Source organism: Polyangium sp. y55x31, assembly GCF_029946505.1.
Lineage (GTDB): Bacteria > Myxococcota_A > Polyangia > Polyangiales > Polyangiaceae > Polyangium.
In genome coordinates this window covers 25,456-41,317 of record NZ_JARZHG010000060.1, presented here as the reverse complement: position 1 = coordinate 41,317, position 15,862 = coordinate 25,456, and the positions used below count along the sequence as shown (strand labels likewise).

The 15,862-nt window shown below is 70.2% G+C and carries 12 protein-coding genes; all 12 read right to left on the bottom strand.

The window, feature by feature from the left end:
* Positions 1 to 74: 74 nt before the first annotated feature.
* Positions 75 to 1,562 (bottom strand): hypothetical protein, encoded by a 1,488-nt coding sequence (locus QHF84_RS47930; protein WP_281320364.1) that lies wholly within the window; start codon positions 1,560 to 1,562, stop codon positions 75 to 77.
* The gene (locus QHF84_RS47925) at positions 1,559 to 3,046 is read right to left on the bottom strand and encodes a di-heme oxidoredictase family protein (RefSeq protein ID WP_281320363.1); all 1,488 of its coding nucleotides are present in this window, start codon (positions 3,044 to 3,046) and stop codon (positions 1,559 to 1,561) included. Before QHF84_RS47925 ends, QHF84_RS47930 begins: the two co-directional genes overlap by 4 nt.
* On the bottom strand, positions 3,043 to 4,521 hold the full coding sequence (locus QHF84_RS47920) for a di-heme oxidoredictase family protein (protein WP_281320362.1): 1,479 nt from the start codon (positions 4,519 to 4,521) through the stop codon (positions 3,043 to 3,045). The genes QHF84_RS47925 and QHF84_RS47920 overlap by 4 nt, the downstream gene beginning before the upstream one ends.
* 16 nt (positions 4,522 to 4,537) lie before the next feature.
* The gene (locus QHF84_RS47915; RefSeq protein ID WP_281320361.1) at positions 4,538 to 5,575 is read right to left on the bottom strand and encodes a hypothetical protein; all 1,038 of its coding nucleotides are present in this window, start codon (positions 5,573 to 5,575) and stop codon (positions 4,538 to 4,540) included.
* A 297-nt stretch (positions 5,576 to 5,872) separates the two neighbouring features.
* On the bottom strand, positions 5,873 to 7,900 hold the full coding sequence (locus tag QHF84_RS47910; RefSeq protein ID WP_281320360.1) for a serine/threonine-protein kinase: 2,028 nt from the start codon (positions 7,898 to 7,900) through the stop codon (positions 5,873 to 5,875).
* A gap of 96 nt (positions 7,901 to 7,996) precedes the next feature.
* Positions 7,997 to 8,563 (bottom strand): hypothetical protein, encoded by a 567-nt coding sequence (locus tag QHF84_RS47905; RefSeq protein ID WP_281320359.1) that lies wholly within the window; start codon positions 8,561 to 8,563, stop codon positions 7,997 to 7,999.
* Positions 8,560 to 9,126 carry a hypothetical protein gene (locus QHF84_RS47900; protein ID WP_281320358.1) on the bottom strand — a complete coding sequence of 189 codons (567 nt, stop codon included), beginning with the start codon at positions 9,124 to 9,126 and terminating at the stop codon, positions 8,560 to 8,562. Before QHF84_RS47900 ends, QHF84_RS47905 begins: the two co-directional genes overlap by 4 nt.
* Positions 9,126 to 11,231 (bottom strand): DUF3570 domain-containing protein, encoded by a 2,106-nt coding sequence (locus tag QHF84_RS47895; RefSeq protein WP_281320357.1) that lies wholly within the window; start codon positions 11,229 to 11,231, stop codon positions 9,126 to 9,128. Before QHF84_RS47895 ends, QHF84_RS47900 begins: the two co-directional genes overlap by 1 nt.
* Positions 11,210 to 11,743: a hypothetical protein gene (locus QHF84_RS47890; protein ID WP_281320356.1), complete on the bottom strand. Its 534-nt coding sequence runs from the start codon at positions 11,741 to 11,743 to the stop codon at positions 11,210 to 11,212. Before QHF84_RS47890 ends, QHF84_RS47895 begins: the two co-directional genes overlap by 22 nt.
* 58 nt (positions 11,744 to 11,801) lie before the next feature.
* Positions 11,802 to 12,401 carry a thioredoxin family protein gene (locus QHF84_RS47885; RefSeq protein ID WP_281320355.1) on the bottom strand — a complete coding sequence of 200 codons (600 nt, stop codon included), beginning with the start codon at positions 12,399 to 12,401 and terminating at the stop codon, positions 11,802 to 11,804.
* Positions 12,398 to 13,684 (bottom strand): zinc-ribbon domain-containing protein, encoded by a 1,287-nt coding sequence (locus QHF84_RS47880; protein WP_281320354.1) that lies wholly within the window; start codon positions 13,682 to 13,684, stop codon positions 12,398 to 12,400. Before QHF84_RS47880 ends, QHF84_RS47885 begins: the two co-directional genes overlap by 4 nt.
* A 294-nt stretch (positions 13,685 to 13,978) precedes the next feature.
* Positions 13,979 to 15,787 carry a sigma-54 dependent transcriptional regulator gene (locus QHF84_RS47875; protein WP_281320353.1) on the bottom strand — a complete coding sequence of 603 codons (1,809 nt, stop codon included), beginning with the start codon at positions 15,785 to 15,787 and terminating at the stop codon, positions 13,979 to 13,981.
* Positions 15,788 to 15,862 lie beyond the last annotated feature (75 nt).

Sequence of the window (15,862 nt, the reverse complement as noted above, 5' to 3'; positions counted from 1 at the left end):
TGCCTGGTCCGGGGTGCAGGGGGCGGACAGCCCCCTGCTGGGGTGCGGGGCAACGCCCCGCTCCGCTCACCCTCTCAGGGGGCGAGCGTCGCGAAGAGGACGCGGCCGACGGTTGGCTCGCCTTGGATCCACACGACCACGGCGCGATCGCTGGGGCCGCCGATGGCGACGTGGGGTGAGAGTGCGTGGTCTCCTGCGGGTGAGAGGACCTCGAGGAGCCCGAAGCCTGCCGCGCTGCCGCGCCTTGCTGCCACGCGGAAATGGCTGCCCACCTCCTCGCTCCATGCCACGATCACCCCGCCGTCCCGGCCGGCGGCGAGCATTGGCGTGATCGCCTGGGTCGCGCCTTCGGTCGAGAGCACGAGGGGCGTGTGGCCTGGATGGATCCACGTCCCGTCGGGCGCGCGCTGCGCGAGGTGCACGACGGGTCCTGCGCCTGTGTCTTCGGACCAGGTGACGTACAGGTGGCCGAGCGAGTCGAATGCCGCGCGCGCGTCCCGACACTTGCCCTCGGGCCGCGAGAGCGTATCTGCGAGGTCTGCGGGCCGCGTCCATGTGCCGTTCGCGTCGCGCGACGCGAGGTAGACGGCGACGCCGCCTTGCCCTGTCTCCTGTGTCCACACCACGACGCCGCGGCCATCCTCGGCGAGGGCCGGCTTCGGGTTGCAAATGGGATCGTTGTCGATGGGCGCGCCTGGGGCTGACAGGAAATCATCCACGCTTGGCCGGGAAAACGTGCTGTCTGCGCCGATTCGCTCGCTCATGAACGCCATGAGCTGGGTGCCGGCGGACTGGTACCAGGACACGAGCGCGTCGCCGCGACCGTTCACCGTGACCTGCGGCGCGTTCGAGAAAAATGAGGACGGCGAGAGCACGTCGTTTTCGGCGGAAGGACCTTCCCAGGCCTCGCCTGGGCCCTTCCGGTGTGCGATCGCGACGCCGTAATGGGAACCGTCGTACCACTGGTTCCACACGTGCAGGATCTCGCCTGACGGCCCCGCTGCGAGCCGCGGCTCGTATGCTTTTTCCCCGGCGGACACGCGATCTGCGGCGGACATCGGATCGGTCCACGTCCCGTCTGGCGCGCGTTCGCTCCGGTAGATGTCGCCCTCGGCGCCCGTGAGCGACTGGCGCCACGACACCACCGCGTCGCCCGCCTCGCCGGCGATGATGACGCCCATGCCGGCGAACCCGGGGAGCATGACGCTTGGCTTGCGCAGGGACAAACCTGCGTCCGTCTCCTCGGCGACGACGAGCACGTCCGCGCCGGGCGTGGTCGCCTCGTCCCACACGAAAACTGCGCTGCCGCGACCGTCGATCGACGTGTACACGCGGCGCGCCCCGGGCCCGCCGATCACCTGCGACGCCGCGGGGTACGTCCACGCGCGGACCCGACAAACGCCCCCTTCGGCCACGCTCCACGCGGGGCAGCAGCCGCCCTCGGGCAAGGCGCGCGCGGGGCCGCAGGTGCACGTGGCGGGGTCGTCGCAGGCGACCTCGACCTCGCCGCATCCGAGCGTGCCGAGGCCGAGGAGGAGCAAGAAGGCGCTGAAACGTTTCATGGAACGGAGAGCCGGCGAGCCCGGGTGAGCGAGGTGAGGAAGACGCGGAGATCGGCGCGCTCGGACTCCGAGAGCGCGGCGAACGCGTCGCGCGCGGCCTGCGCCTCGCCGCCGTGGAGCAGGATCGCGTCCTCGAGGGTCGGCGCGCGGGCGTCGTGCAGGTACGGGCGGCTCCGCGCGATCCCCCAGAGCGGCCGCGTGAGGAACGTGCCCGGACGAACCCCCCGATCCGCCTGATTTTCCGCGAGGCCGGGGCCCATGTCGTGCCGCTTGAGATCGCTGTAGAGGTAGACGCGCAGCGTGCCCCCGTCGAACGGCTTCGTGATGCGCGGGGCGGCCGCGTCCTTTTCGAGATCCACCGAGACCGGCGCGCCGCCCTCGCGGCTCGGGAGCGAATACACGGCGCTGCCCAGCGTGAGCGAAGGGACGTGGCAGGTCGCGCAGCCGAGCGCCTGGAAACGCGCCTCGCCCGCGCCGAGGCGCACGATGTGATCCTGATCCTCCGGCGGATCCGCGATCGGCACCTCCTGCATGGCGAGGAAGAGCGCGAGCGCAGTCACCTGGCCCTCGCGGATCTCGTCCGTCACGCCGTCGCCGTCGGGGTCCGTCCCGCCAAACCCGCCGATGCGCGCGGGGTCCGCGTGCGCCACGAGCCACGTCGATTGCATCCCGTGGTGGGTGTTGAGCTCGTCCTCGACGACGTCCCGGAGCGAGGCGAAATGCCCCTTCCAGCCGAAGGGTTTGACCACGAGATCCGTGTCGACGCCGAGGACGCTCGTCCCATCGATGCCGCCGTCGGGCCGCGCTTCGAGCTCGCCGAACGCGACGCCCTTGGCCACGAGGGGCCCACGCGCGGGTTTGCCCTCGGCCTTCGCCTTCACGACGAGCGCCTCGCGCGCGAGAGCGAGCTCGGCGCTCATCTCGCGGGCGACGAGCTCGACCACGCCCGCGCCGACGAGCGAAGGCGGGTTGCGCGCGAGCGCGCTCGATTGTCGATCGCCGTCGCCGGCCAGGTACGTGTTGTCCGCGGCGTCGCCCGCGCCGCCGGGGCCGCCGCGCCAGTGGCACGAATCGCACCGCATGGCGTCGGGCCCGCCGCGGCGCCCCGCGTGAAAACGCGCGAGGTGCGGCCGATCCTTGCCGCCGTAGCCCATCGCGGGCGTGAACGTGGCGTGGAAGATCTGCGCGCCGAGCTGGAAGATTTCTTCGGGCGAATGGACGCCCGCTTCGAGATCGGATTGCTCGACGTGGATCGAGCGCGCGAGGTGGCCGGGATCCGCCGCGTCGAGGAACCGATGCTCGCGCCTGCGCGCGTCGCGCGCGAGGGCGTCGTACGCCTGGCGTTCGAGGTCCGGATCGAGGTCTGTCGTGTACACCCCGAGCGCGCGCGCCGAGCCTTTCTGGGCCGTCGGGATGGGCGTCGGATCGAGCGCGCAGGCCGCGAGCATGGTGGCCACGAGCGAGAGGACGAGCGCGCGTTTCATTGCAACACGTGGACCTTCGGCTCCCGCGTGAGCGAGAGCAAGAAGACGTGGAGATCCTTCTGGTCCTCGGGATCGAGCGCGCGGAAGGCGTCACGCGCGGCCGCGGCCTCGCCGCCGTGGGCGAGGATGGCCTCGGGGATCGTCGCGGCGCGGCCGTCGTGCAGGTACGGCGCGGTCTCGGCGAGGCCCCAGAGCGGGCGCGTGAGAAACACGCTGCGCGGAATGTCGCCTTCGCCGTCGTGCGGGTCGGCGAGCTCTTCGCCCATGTCGTGCCGCTTCAGATCGCTGTAGAGCTTCACCAGGCCCGAGCCGCGCGGCTGATCTCCGTCGCGCATGAGGTTCAGCTCGATCGGGGGACCGCCCGTCGTATCGGGCCACTCGTACCACCGTATGTCCACGAGCGGCAGCTCCGGGCGATGGCAGCTCGCGCAGCCTGCCTCTTCGAACACGGCCATGCCGTTCGACCAGCGCGTGCGCAGCGCAGGATCGTGCGGCGGCAGGATCACCGGCGTCTCGAGCATCGCCATGTACGCCGCGGTCGCCGTCAGGATCCCTTCCTCGATCTCGCGTTGCACGCCGTCGTTATCGGGATCCCACCAGTTCGGCCCCGGGCCGAGCTTCGGCACGTCCGGCTCGACCTGCCAGCCGAGCGCGAGCACGTGCGACTGGACGCCGAAATGAATCCGCGCGGCATCCTCGGTGAAGCGCCGCAGCCGCGCGATCTCGCCCTTCCAGCCGAAGGGTTTGACCACGAGATCACGGTCCACGCCGGCGACCGCCGACGTATCGAGCGAGCCGTCCGGGCGCGCCGTGAGGCTGCCGAACGACACGCCCTTCGATTCGAGCGGCACGGTCACGTCGGTCCCGGTCTCCGCGGCCTTGGCGAGCGCCGTGATCCGGGTTTGTCCGAGCTCGAAGGTCATCTCGGCGCCGAGCGCCTGGACGAACCCGAGGCCGAGCACGTGCGGCGCGTTTCGCTGGTTCGCCGAGGAAGCGCGGTCGCCGTCGCCGAGGAGGAATGCGTTTTGCGTCGGAGCGCCCGCGCCGTCGGGCCCGCCGACGGAGTGGCAACCCGCGCACGAATACGTGTCGAGCCCGCCGCGCACGCCCGAATGCACGCGGAAGAGCCCGGGCAAAGGTCGATCGCCGAAGCCATCCTCGCCGCGGAACTCGTGCGCGAAGAGCGCATCACCGAAGGCGAAGAGCCGCTCCAGATCGTAAGCGCCGAGATCGATGGTCGTCTGCAGCGCGAAGATGTGCTCGCGATCCTCGCCCTTCTCGGAGGCTTCGAGGAATTCTTCGAAGCGCTCGCGCGTGGCGAGCGAGAGGGCCGCGCCGACGCTCTCGTCGAGATCGACGGAGGAAGGGGGATCTCCGTGGGGCCATGGAATGGGCTCCTCGCCCCCGGCGGCGACCAGAAGGCCGGCCGCCAGGGGGAGGAGGAGCGCGAATCCGAAGCGGCGGAAGGCGCTCATGACCCCAAACCTCTCGTCAGAGAGGGTTCTGGCAGACGGGGAAGCAGCACGGGATGTAGCGCTGCACGCCGCCGCAATCGAGGGCGCCGCCCTGCGCGCAGCCGTCGGCCGTGTTGCCCGTGTAGCACGGGTTCGAATCGAGCGTGAACGCGCCCGAAACGGCGCCGGCCGTGTTCGTGATGGTCACGTACTCGCCGTCGTCGATGTGGTTCGTCATGTACGTCCAGTTGTTGCAGCGGCCGCCCGCGCCCACCGGATACGTCGTGCCGCCGATGGTCGTCATCGTGGTGCGGTTGACCCACGCCGTGATCGAGCTGCCGGCCGCGACCTTCGTGGCGATCTTGGCAACGTCGACCGGGTGCGCGGCCGGGTTGTTGAAGATCTCGGCGAGCTGCTCGTAGTCGCAGACGTCCGCCGCGCCGATCGCATTGCACATCTTCGTGCCGGCGGGGTAGCCGAGGCTGCCCATGCCGCTCCACTGAGAGGGCTGGGGAGCCGCGACGAAGTCGCTGAAGATGAGCTTGCCGGCGCAGGGATCCACCGGAGCGTCGGGGCCGCCGTCCGGGCTCTTGCAGTCGTCGGGACACATGTCGCCGACTTCGTTCTGGCCGTCGTCGCAGTCCTCGCCCGCCTGGACGATCTTGTCGCCGCAGTACGGCTTCTTGCACTTGTCCGAGCACTCGTCGTCGGCCACGCAGTTGCCGTCGTCGCACTCCTCGCCCGGATCGACCGTGCCATTGCCGCAAACGACCGCCGTGGAGCCGCCTTCCACGCACGTCACGGGGCCGCCGCCGCCGCTGCCGCCGCCGCCGCCGGGGCCGCTCGACTGGCCGCAATCGCAGGCCTCGTAGCCATTGCCGGCCGCGTTACAAACCTGCACGCCCTCGAGCCCGCCGCCGCAGATGCACGCCGCGGTCGATCCGGGGATACAGCCAGCGGGGCCGCTCGAGCCCGCGTTCGTGTTCTCTCCTCCGCTGCATGCCTGGACGAAAAACGCCGCCAAGCCGAGCGCAGTCAACGGAACGAGAATCGACTTGATAAAGCTATTACGCATGCTCCACTCCCGATGCTTCTCCCCACGACGCCGTCACGCGATGGACCAGCCGCTTATTTAAACAAGCGCGGTTCGGTGGGTCAACACATAAATTGCGCCGAAAACCCCGTTTCAGAAGCGCTCGCCGAAGGGGATTGCGTACATTCATTCGCAGTCAAACGATGTCCCGATCGCGCGGCACAAATATGGATGCACCGCAATGCGTCGTGAGGCAGCCGACGCGTGGGCGGGGACCGTGTTCGCGACGGTTGGTGCAATGGGGAGCAGCGCGTCAATCGCGGCTGCCCGGTCCCGGCTTCACTGGAGCTTGAACATCGCCATCGCGGTCTCGCCGCTCTTGATGGCCACGCTCCTCGATTTCGTAGCGCCGCTCGCAGGCTTGCAGCTCACCGAATAGGTGCCCGGCGAGAGCGAGAGCTTGAGCGTCGACGTGGTGCCCTTCGAGGCGCCGTTCACCGAAAACGCACACGTGCCGCCGACCGCGACCGCGACGAGCGTGCCGTTGCCGCCACCCGCAGGCGCAGCCGTCGGCGTCGCCGTGGCCGTCGCCGTGGGAGGCGCCTTCGCCGTGCTCGTGGCCGTCGCCGTGGACTTCGGGGTCGTGCCGCCGCTCGGCGCCGTGCCCGCAGGCGCAGTGCCGCCGCCTGCATTGCCGCCCGCAGCCGGCTTGCCGGCATTCGGATCGCCGGCCGGAGGCGTGTTCACCGCGACGGGCTCCTCCGTCGGCGGAGGCGTGGTCTCCGTCGTGGCCGGAGGCGGCGCCGTGGCCGCCTGCGCGGCCGTCGTCGTCTGCGGCGGCGCGACGGCCACCGGCCCGCCGCTGTCCGCCGTCGTCCCCTCGCCGCCCTTCTTGTCGCCCCCGACGAGCAGGAGCACGAGGATCACGGGCACGAGCACGGCCGCGGCCGCGAGGCCGCCGAAGAGGATGCGTCGATCTTTTTTGGGCGCAAACGGGTTTGGCTCGACGATCCCGCCCCCCGGGCCCGTGCCCGGCGGCGAGATCACGGCCCCAGGCGGCGTCGCGGGCTCGGCACGTCCCGCGGCCCACGCATTCTGCGGCGGGACCGGCCCCGCGCCGGGAGCGCCCGAAGGACCGAGGACCGAGGGCCCCGGCCCCATCCCGCTCGCCGCGCCCCCGAAAACAGGGCCTCCACCGGCGGAATTCGGGAACGGCACCGTGCCCGGCGAGCCCGCCTTCGTGTCCTTGGGCGGGCCAGGCGGCTGCGGGACGAAATCACCGGCGAGGAACATGGTCCGTTCCATCTCGCCGAGCGCCGCGGCCGAGCTCTGGATGCGCGTGACGGACTCCTCGTCCTCGATGTCGATCTCTTCGATCTGGCCACCCCCGGACCCGCGCGGAGGCGGCGCGGGCGTGGGCAAGGGCGGCGGCGGGACGGAGCCGGTCTTCTTGCGTTGCTTGGCCGCGTGGGTGATCGCGCCGATGCGATCGATGATCACCTGCCCCTCGGCCGTCACGTACGGCCGGAGCGCGTGCGCGAAGCCGTGCACGTTGGCGAAGCGGCCGTCGACGTCCTTGGCCATCGCCCAGCCGAGGATCTGATCGATCTCGGGCGGCAGATCACGGCGGAGCTGCGTCACGGGGCGCGGCTCCTCCTTCGTGATCTGAAGCATCAACATCGCCATCTCGCCCTCGAAGGGCGGGCGCGCCGTGAGCAGGAAGTAGAGGATCGCGCCGAGCGACCAGACGTCGGCCCGGACGTCGATGCTCTTCGCTTTGCGCACGATCTCCGGCGAGGAGTAGGGCGAGAGGCCGAGCATCGTCGTGGCCGTCATCTCGCCCGCCATCGGCGCGGCGACGTCGCGCATGAGCTTCGCGGTGCCGAAGTCGATGACCTTGAGGAAAGGCGTGCCGCCGACGCGCGTGGTCACGAAGAGGTGCTGCGGCTGCATCTCGCGGAAGATGATGCCGTGCCCGTGCGTCTCGGCGACGGTCTCCGCCGCCTGCAGGACGAGCAAGCAGGCCTCCTGCAAGGGCAAGGGGCCGCGGGTCTTGACGTGCGTGGCGAGGTCGGTGCCTTCGAGGAACTGCCGGACGAGGTAAAACGTGCCGTCCTGCTGGGTGCCGACGTCGATGATGCGCGCGACGTGCTCGGATTCGAGCTTGGCGAGCGTGCGGGCCTCGCGCCGGAAGCGCTCGAGCTCCTTGTCGTCGGTCTGGCCCGCGAGCAGGAGGCGGATCGCGACCCGCTGGTCGAACTCGGTGTTGAAGGCCTCGACGAGGACCCCGTGCCCCCGGCCGAGAATGGTCCGGATGCGGTACTTCCCGGCCACGAGGCCGCCCGGGCGAATTTCGTCAGGTCGCATGTTTCGGATCGTGGCGGCGTCGAGGAAAGCCGCGGGGCCATTCTGGCACGTCTCGGGCCTCGGGTGGTACTTCCCGCGATCGCTTCGCGGGCTCCCCTACTTGAGCGGCTCGATCGCCGCCGTGCAGGAGGCCGCCACGGTGGCGGCGTCCTTGAAGCCGAGCCAACCGAGGATGCAAAGATCCCCGGGATCCTGCTCGTTCACGATCTTGCCGCCCTTGTGCCGCTCGAGCCCCCGGGCCTTGTTGACGAGCAGGAGCTTGTCGGCCGTGGAGCCGAGATCGTCGACGACCTGCTGCATGGCCGCAGGATCGAGGTTGCACACGGACGCGTAGTTCGACTCGAGCTCGAGCTGCGTCGTCGCCACGCCGCCGGAGACGTTGTTCTCCACCGGGTGGCGCAGGCCGAGCTGGCCGTAGATGCGCATCGGGCGCGTCGGCTGGCCGTGGCAGTCGAGGGTGCCGCAGCGGCGCTCGAGGTACGGCGAGACGCTCGCCGTGAAGACGGCGGGGTTCGGACACGCGTACGCCTCGAGGCCCGCCTCGCCCACGCAGCTCGAAGCCCCGAAGCCGAGGCCGAAGAGCCCCGTCACGAGCACGCCGAGCGCCGCGAGGGAGCGCCGGCCGAAGGCCGCCCGGATCCGTTCACGCACGTTCCGCCTCACGGCGCACCTCCACCACAGATGGGATCCGTGTCTCCGTCATCGACGAGCACCACGCCGGCCGAATCGTGTCCGGCGCCGTTTCCGGGCCTGTCGTCCGAGGGCAGCTTGTGGCAGGCGCCGCACGAGCCCTCGCGGCCGATGATCGAGTTCATGCTGCGCTGGCCGGCCCTCACCTTGAGCGGGAAGGTGAGGTCGGACCATTTGTCCTTCTCGATGTAGAAGTTGCCGGCCGCGTTCGTGCACGCGAAGCGCGAGGGCCCCGCCGAGTCGAAGATCTCGACCTTCACGTTCGGCGCAGCCGCGAGGGCGCCCATCGCGGTCTCCTTGTACACGGTGCCGGCGATCGCGAACGCGGGCGCGGCCTCCCCGTACGTGGAGTGGCAGGACAAACACGGCTGACCGGGCCGGTGCAGCGCGCTCGGCGACCCGCTCTCCGCGGGCAAACCGTCGATAACCTCCTGCGGGATGGGATCGTTGCCGTTGCAACCAACGGCGCCCAGGGAGGAAAGGGCGACGGCGAACGAGAGCGCGGCGAAAAACCGCCCGCTCGATACGGGGACCATCAATCGACCTCCAGCTCCAGGGTCGCGGCGGTGAACAGGCCGAACCGGTTGAAGACGTAGATGTGGTCGAAGTACTGGTTGTAGAGGCCCTCGACCTGGAGCTGCGCCGAGAGCACCCGGGCGAGCGCGTACCTCACGTTGGCGCCGAGCGTGAAGCCCATGAGCGCGCCGAGCTCGCGATCACTCGTGCGGTACTCGGGGACGCTCCACCCGGTCGCGGTCTGCGTGGCGACGTAGGCGCGTTTCCAGAAGTCGACCGACGACTGGACGTTGAAGCGCAGGTGGCTGCCGAGGCGCAGGTCGTCGTTGACGTCGAAGAAGAAGCGCGCATCCGTGGTGCTCGCCATCTGCCCCCACGTGTCGACGTAGACCCGTTCGTCGCCGCGGATCGTGGCCTTCTCGAAGCGCTTCGCCGCGCGCCCGACGAGCGCGAAGCGGCTGCGCTCGGTGGGGAGCTGCTCGAGCGGCGCGAAGGGCAAACGGTTCTGGCTGACCACCTGGCGCGTCGCGCCGAGCGGGACGCGCGTCGCGACCGCCTGCGAGAACATCGGGATGTGGCGGTACGGCTTCGAGGTGTCGCCGAAGACGAGCTCCGCCGTGCCCCCGACGACGACAATCGTGCTCGGATCGATCACGAGCGAGACGCCCGCATCGATCGTGTGCCGCAGGATGTCCTCCTGGAACACCTCGAACGGCGTGCCCGCGCGGCTCAAGACGTCGAAGCCGACGTTGTAGGCGAGCGTCGGCGTGACCATCTTGCTCTTGAGATCCGTGCTCACCGCGACGCCGACGCCACGCGCGAGGTAGTCCGGCTCGACCGAGACCGCGCCGTTCAAGCCGATCTTCGCGGGGCCGACCTTGAAGTCACCCGAGAGCGAGCCCGCGTAACGGCGCTCGTTCCACCGCCGCGACGCCGTGGCCACGATGTCGGGCGACGCCGTGCTGACGACGTCGACGATGAAGCTGCCGCCGACAGCCCAGCCCGCGGTCGGGTTCTCGCCGGAGATGTACGCGGCGGGCGACACGACCATGGTGTTCAGCGTGTCGGTGTAGAACATCGTCTCGATGCCGGCCTTCAGCGTGAAGCCGCGGCCCTTGCCGCCGGTATCGATGCAGCGCTGCATGTCGGCCGGCGTGCGCGCGGCCTGCATGCACTGGAAGACGGCGCTGTTGTTGCCGCCCGCGTTGCCCTGATCGACGTTCACGGTGATCTGCTCGCCGCGATCGAAGGCCTCGGTCGACTTGTACTGCGCGGGGAATTTTCCGCGTTTGCCCTTGGCCTCGATCGTGGCCTTGCCCGGGTTGTGCGGGATCGGCTGCTTGACCTTGTCGGCCGGGACGACGACGCCGTCGATCTTGATCTCGACCTCGCTCCACGAGCTCGGGATCTGCAGCGTGATCGTGGGCGTATCGATCTGGAGTTTTTCGAGGAGCGCCTTCGCCTCTTCCCCGACCGCCGCGTTGTTCTCTTCCTCGGCGTACTTCGCCGCGATCTGCGCGTCCGCCGCGGCTTCGAGCAAGAGGCCGCCGGCGTCCTGGCACTTCGCGAGCATGAGTTTGCCCGCGGCGAACTCGCTCGACGTCGCCATCTCGGCGATGAGCGTCTGCATGCACCCGCTCCAGTCCTTCTGGGCGAGCGCCGCCTGCGCCGTGTTGACCGACGCCATCTGCTGCTTCGTGGGCGGCGGGCGCGCAGGACCGAGGACCTGCCGCGCTTCGGCGAAGGTCTTTTCGAGCTCCTTCGTGGCCCACTGCTTGTCGAGCTTGACGTTCGCGTCTTCCTTGAGCGCCGACTCGAACGCCTTCTTCGCCGCGTCGAGCTTCTTCTTGCCCGCGCCCTGGATGACGCCGATCGCCATCTGGATCTCGGCGCGCACGCTCGGCTCGCAGGCCTTGCCCTTGCACGCCTTGAGCGCCGCATCGAGCCGGCCGAGGGCCTTGTCGTACTTGCCCTCGACAAACTCGTTCATCGCCTCGGCGACCGCGACGAGGCCGTCAGCGTCCTTGTCCCCCGCGTACGAGGGCCCGGCGTCCGTGAGCCCGACGAGCGCGAAAACGGCCGCCGGCAGCAGGAACGCGCGGATCAGTTGTCGGGCGCGCCGCACTTGATCCACTCCTCGATGGTCGTGTACTCGGATTGGTTGAGCCGCGCGTCGTCGACCGTGTCGTCCGGATCGACCTTCGGCATGAGCCCGCCGCAGTTCGGCGGCTTCGTGACCCCCATCTCGACACGCATGTTGCAGAGCATCTTCGAGTTTTCCGGTGTGTCACACGCGATGTAGGGGCCGCCCGCCACGGTGAGATCGAGAAGCTCGCCGCGGAGCTTCTGCGCGTTGCCCGCGGTCAGCGTGATCGTGCCCGCGCCCATGCCGTGACACTGGGCGTCCGCGCACTTGCCCTTCGTTTCGAGGATCGGGACCACGTCGTTCGAGAAGCTCACGGTGCACATGGGATCCCCCGTGCACGTCGCGCCGCCCGAGGACGACGAAGCCCCCGCGCCTCCCACGACCTCCGCCGGATCGCCATAAGGCGGGATCTCCTCCGTGGCGCATCCGGCGACCGCCAAGGGGAGCGCCGCAAACGCGGCGAGAAGGAGGATGGATGAGCGATCGAGCATGTTACCGGGCAGGCTCGCCATCATACAGGGGCCCGCGAAACAGGGACAAGCTCTCCTGTCAGGGATCGCCCGCGGCTCTCCGGATCGCCGCGAGGACCTCGTCCACGGTGCACAGGCCCGAGAGGCGCGCGACCTCATGGCCCTCCGCGTCGAAGACGATCGTCGCCGGCAGGGTGCGCAGGCCGTAGCGCGCGAACCGGAGCTCGGTGTCCGGCGTATCTGCCGAGAGATCGAGGCGTAACGCCACGATCGGCGTGCGCTGGACGAGGACGCGCGGATCGGACCAGACCTCGCGCGTCATCGCGATCGAGGCCGCGGACCAGTCGGCCGAGAGGAAGACGAGCAGCGGTAAGCCCTCCCGCGCGGCGCGGGCGCGGGCCCGCGGTTCGTCCGTCTCCCACACGAGTGGCCTCGGTCTTGACGAGGACGTCGCTTCGCCCTGCGTCGCGTCGTTGACGGCGATCACGGCAGGCGTGTCGCCGGGGATCGCCACGACGGGCGCGGGCTCGGGCGCGGCCGCCGCGCACGCGGCGAGGCCTGCCCATACGATGAGGACAAACGCCCGTGGATCGAGCGAGGGTTTGGAAGGAAGAACGCGGGGAAATCGGGCGGGGCTCCGCGAGAACGAGCGTCGGGAGCCCCCTCCCGAAAGAGTCACTTGCCCTTGGCAGAGCAACGCATGGCGCACATGAGATCGCCAGGCGCGCAGCCGCAAGAGCTCGGCTTCGGCGAGGTCTTCGCCGTGGACGCGGGCGCCGTGCCGCCGCCGCCCGCGGGCGCCGTGCCGGCCTTCGTCGTCGCGCCGCCGCCCGCCTTCGTCGTCGCGCCGCCGCCCGCCTTCGTCGTGCCGGCCTTGTTGTTGGCCACTGCGGACGCGCTGGCCGCGGGCGCTTCGGTCTCGGCGACCGAAGGCGTCGGCACGGGCGGCGCGGTCTCGAGCGGAGGCGGCGTGTTCGCAGGCGCGGCCGACTGCGCCGTCGTCTGCTCCGCCGGCGGATCACCCTTCATGACCATGAACGCGCCGACGATCGCGCCGACCGCGACGAGCGCGCCGAGGCCGATGAAGAGCGGCGTGCGGTTCTTCTGCGGCTTGGTCTCTTCCGGGATCGGGATCGGAGCCGCCGCGGGCGCCGTGACGGGCGGGGCCGCGAGCTCGAACAGGCCGCCGGAGTCGCCGAGCAAGCTCGCCGCCGCGCTCGCAGCCGGAGGCGACGCCGCGCCTGCGGCGAGCGCCTTCAGATCGATGAGGCCGGAGTCGTCGGAGTTCGTCGACTTCGACGGCGTCGACGCGAGCGCGCCGAGGCTACTGATGCTGCTCGCCGCCGATGCCGACTGACCTGCGCGGTTCGTCAGCGCGCTGAGCGAGAAGAGCGCGGACTGCTCTTCCTTGCCGGCGCCGATGCGCACGGGCGCGTGCGCCGCGCGGGGCGAGGAGCCGCCGACGCCCGAGGCGCTCGTCGACACATCGGAGGCGCCGTCGGAGCCGAAGAGATCCCGCGCTCCGCCGCGCGCCCCGTCCTTCTTGACGGCCGCGCGCGCGGGCTCGGGCGCAGGCTGCGGCGCGCTCGCGCCTTGCGCGGCCGCGTTGAGCGCGTCCACGATCGCCTGCACCTGCCCGAGGGGCTGCCAGTCGCCCATGCCATCGGCCCAGACGTACGTGTCTGCGGTGATGACCGAGCTGTTGTAGGCCTGGACGATCTCTTGCAGCGACATCGTTCGCTGATCGCCCTCGGCCACGTTGATCTGGTACGACCCGGCATCCGTCGCCGCTTCTTCGGCGCCTGCGGCCGAGGCGGCGTCGGCGTTCGTCGTGGTCGCCCCGCTGCTGTTGACGAGGATCGTCGCGCCGCACTTACGGCACTTGATCTTGACGGTCTTGCCTTGGACCTTCTCGTCCGAAACCGTGTACTTCGACTGGCAAGATTGGCAGGTGATCTTCATGTCGCGTCTGGTTCGGAGGGTCGACTGTTTACCTCGGGTCGGTCTTCGGTCGAAGACTCTACCAGGGCGCCCTGTCGTTTCGGACCTTTCCTGACGTATCAGCCACGAGGAAGACTCGAATCTGCCAAAAATTCGTCTCCACGTGCAATTTCTTGAGGTCCGATCCAAAAAAGCGCTTGCAAGCGTGTCGAAAGCGGCCCCCGTCGGGAAGCAGGACCGCAGAGCAGCGGACGAACCCGGCCGGCGAGGCGCCTCGCCGCCGGGTCGGCTCACGCGTGATCATCGAGGAAGGGCTCAGGAGAGACAGCGTCCCGCGTCGAGATCGGGCGGGGCGCTGGGGACGCTCGGCGCTTCTTCCGAGGCGGGCGCGGGCGCTTCCTCGGCGTTGTCCTGCGGGCTCTCGGCCTCCTGCGTCTCGGGGGCCTCGTGGCTGCCCACGTGCTCGCCGTACGCCTGGAGCTTCGAGTAGAGGCCACGGCGGCTGATGCCGAGCACGCGCGCCGCGCGTTGCTTGTTGCCGCGCACGGCCTCGAGCGTCAGCAGGATGAGCTTGCGCTCGGCGTCGGCGAGGCGCGTGCCCACGGGCAAACGCAGGACGAGCGGGTGCTCGCCGCGATCAGCGCCCTCGCGGGCCTCGAGATCGTGCGCAGGCGGCGTCGACGCGCGGAGCGGCGGCTGGGCAAACGAAGCAGCCGCCGACGGCGGCGGCGGCTCGACGAGCGAAGGCGGAGGCTCGCGCCCCTCGACCTCCACGATCGCCGGCGGCGGCGCGGTCGTGATCGGCGCCGGCGGCGCGTGGTGCTCCGGCTCCGGATGCGGCGGGCTCACGTGGACCTGGAGGTCGTGGTGCGAGCGCCGGCCCGTGCGCCGCTCGATGCGGCCCTGGCCGATCTGGACCTCCTCCGGCGCGACGAGCTCGCCCGCAGCGAAGAGCGCCGTCTGCTCGACGACGTTGCGGAGCTCGCGCACGTTGCCCGGCCATTCGTGCCCGAACAGCCTCTGGATCGCGCCCTCGGAGAAGCGACGCGCGGGCGTGCCGTAGCGCTTCGCGAACTTCACGAGGAAGCGCTCGGCGATCGGCAGGATGTCCTCCACGCGCTCGCGCAGCGGGGGCAGCGTGATCGTGAAGACGTTGAGGCGGTAGTAGAGGTCCTCGCGGAAGATGTTCTCGTCCACGAGATCGAGCAGGTCCTTGTTCGTCGCGGCGACGATCCGGACGTCGGCCTCGATCTCCTTGCGGCCGCCGACGCGCGTGAAGCGGTAGGTCTCGAGCACGCGCAAGAGGCTCACTTGCACGGCGCTGTCCATCGTGCCGACCTCGTCGAGGAACACGGTGCCGCCCGTCGCCGCCTCGAACTTGCCCTCGGCCGAGGAGAAGGCGCCGGTGAAGGAGCCCTTCTCGTGGCCGAAGAGCTCGCTGCCGATGAGCTCGCGCGGGATCGCGCCCGTGTGCACGGGGATGAACGGGCCGTTCTTGCGCGGGCTGCGGTTGTGGATCGCGCGCGCCACGAGCTCCTTGCCCGTGCCGCTCTCGCCCACGATGAGCACCGGCGCCATCGTCGAAGCGACCCGGTCGATCCGGGCGAAGACCTCGCGCATGCCGCGCGATCCGCCCACCATGCCCTCGAACACGAGCGGCCCGGCCGCAGCGTCGTCGTCCTCGCCCTCGGCCTCGCGGACGTTGTCCGAGGACAAGAGCTCGCGCACGAGCGAGACGAGCCGCGCGGGATCGAGCGGTTTTTGCAGGTAGTCGGCCGCGCCGAGCTTCAGCGCGTCGACCGCGCTCGACACCGATCCCGACCCCGTCACGACCACGACCGCGGGCGCGGGCGTGGCTGCCTTGGTCGTCTCGTCCTCCGTCGGAGGCGTGAGCCGACGCATGAGATCCATGCCGGTCATCCCGGGGAGGTTCAGATCGGTCACGAGCACGTCCGCGGGCGTGCGGTGTTGGATCTCGAGCGCCTGCTCGCCGCTCGAAGCGACGAGGACGTCCAGCCCCTCGTGCCGGAGCACGGCCTCCAGGATCGCAGCCTGATCAGGCTCGTCCTCGACGAGCAAGACACGCCCCGTATGGTGCCCGGCCGCCCGGTGCGCGCGGAGCATCGATCCCCTCGCATGCACTGAAGCGCTCGCTCCCAAGCTTTTCCTCCCCGGAGGTTCTCCGCGCGATCTACGCGG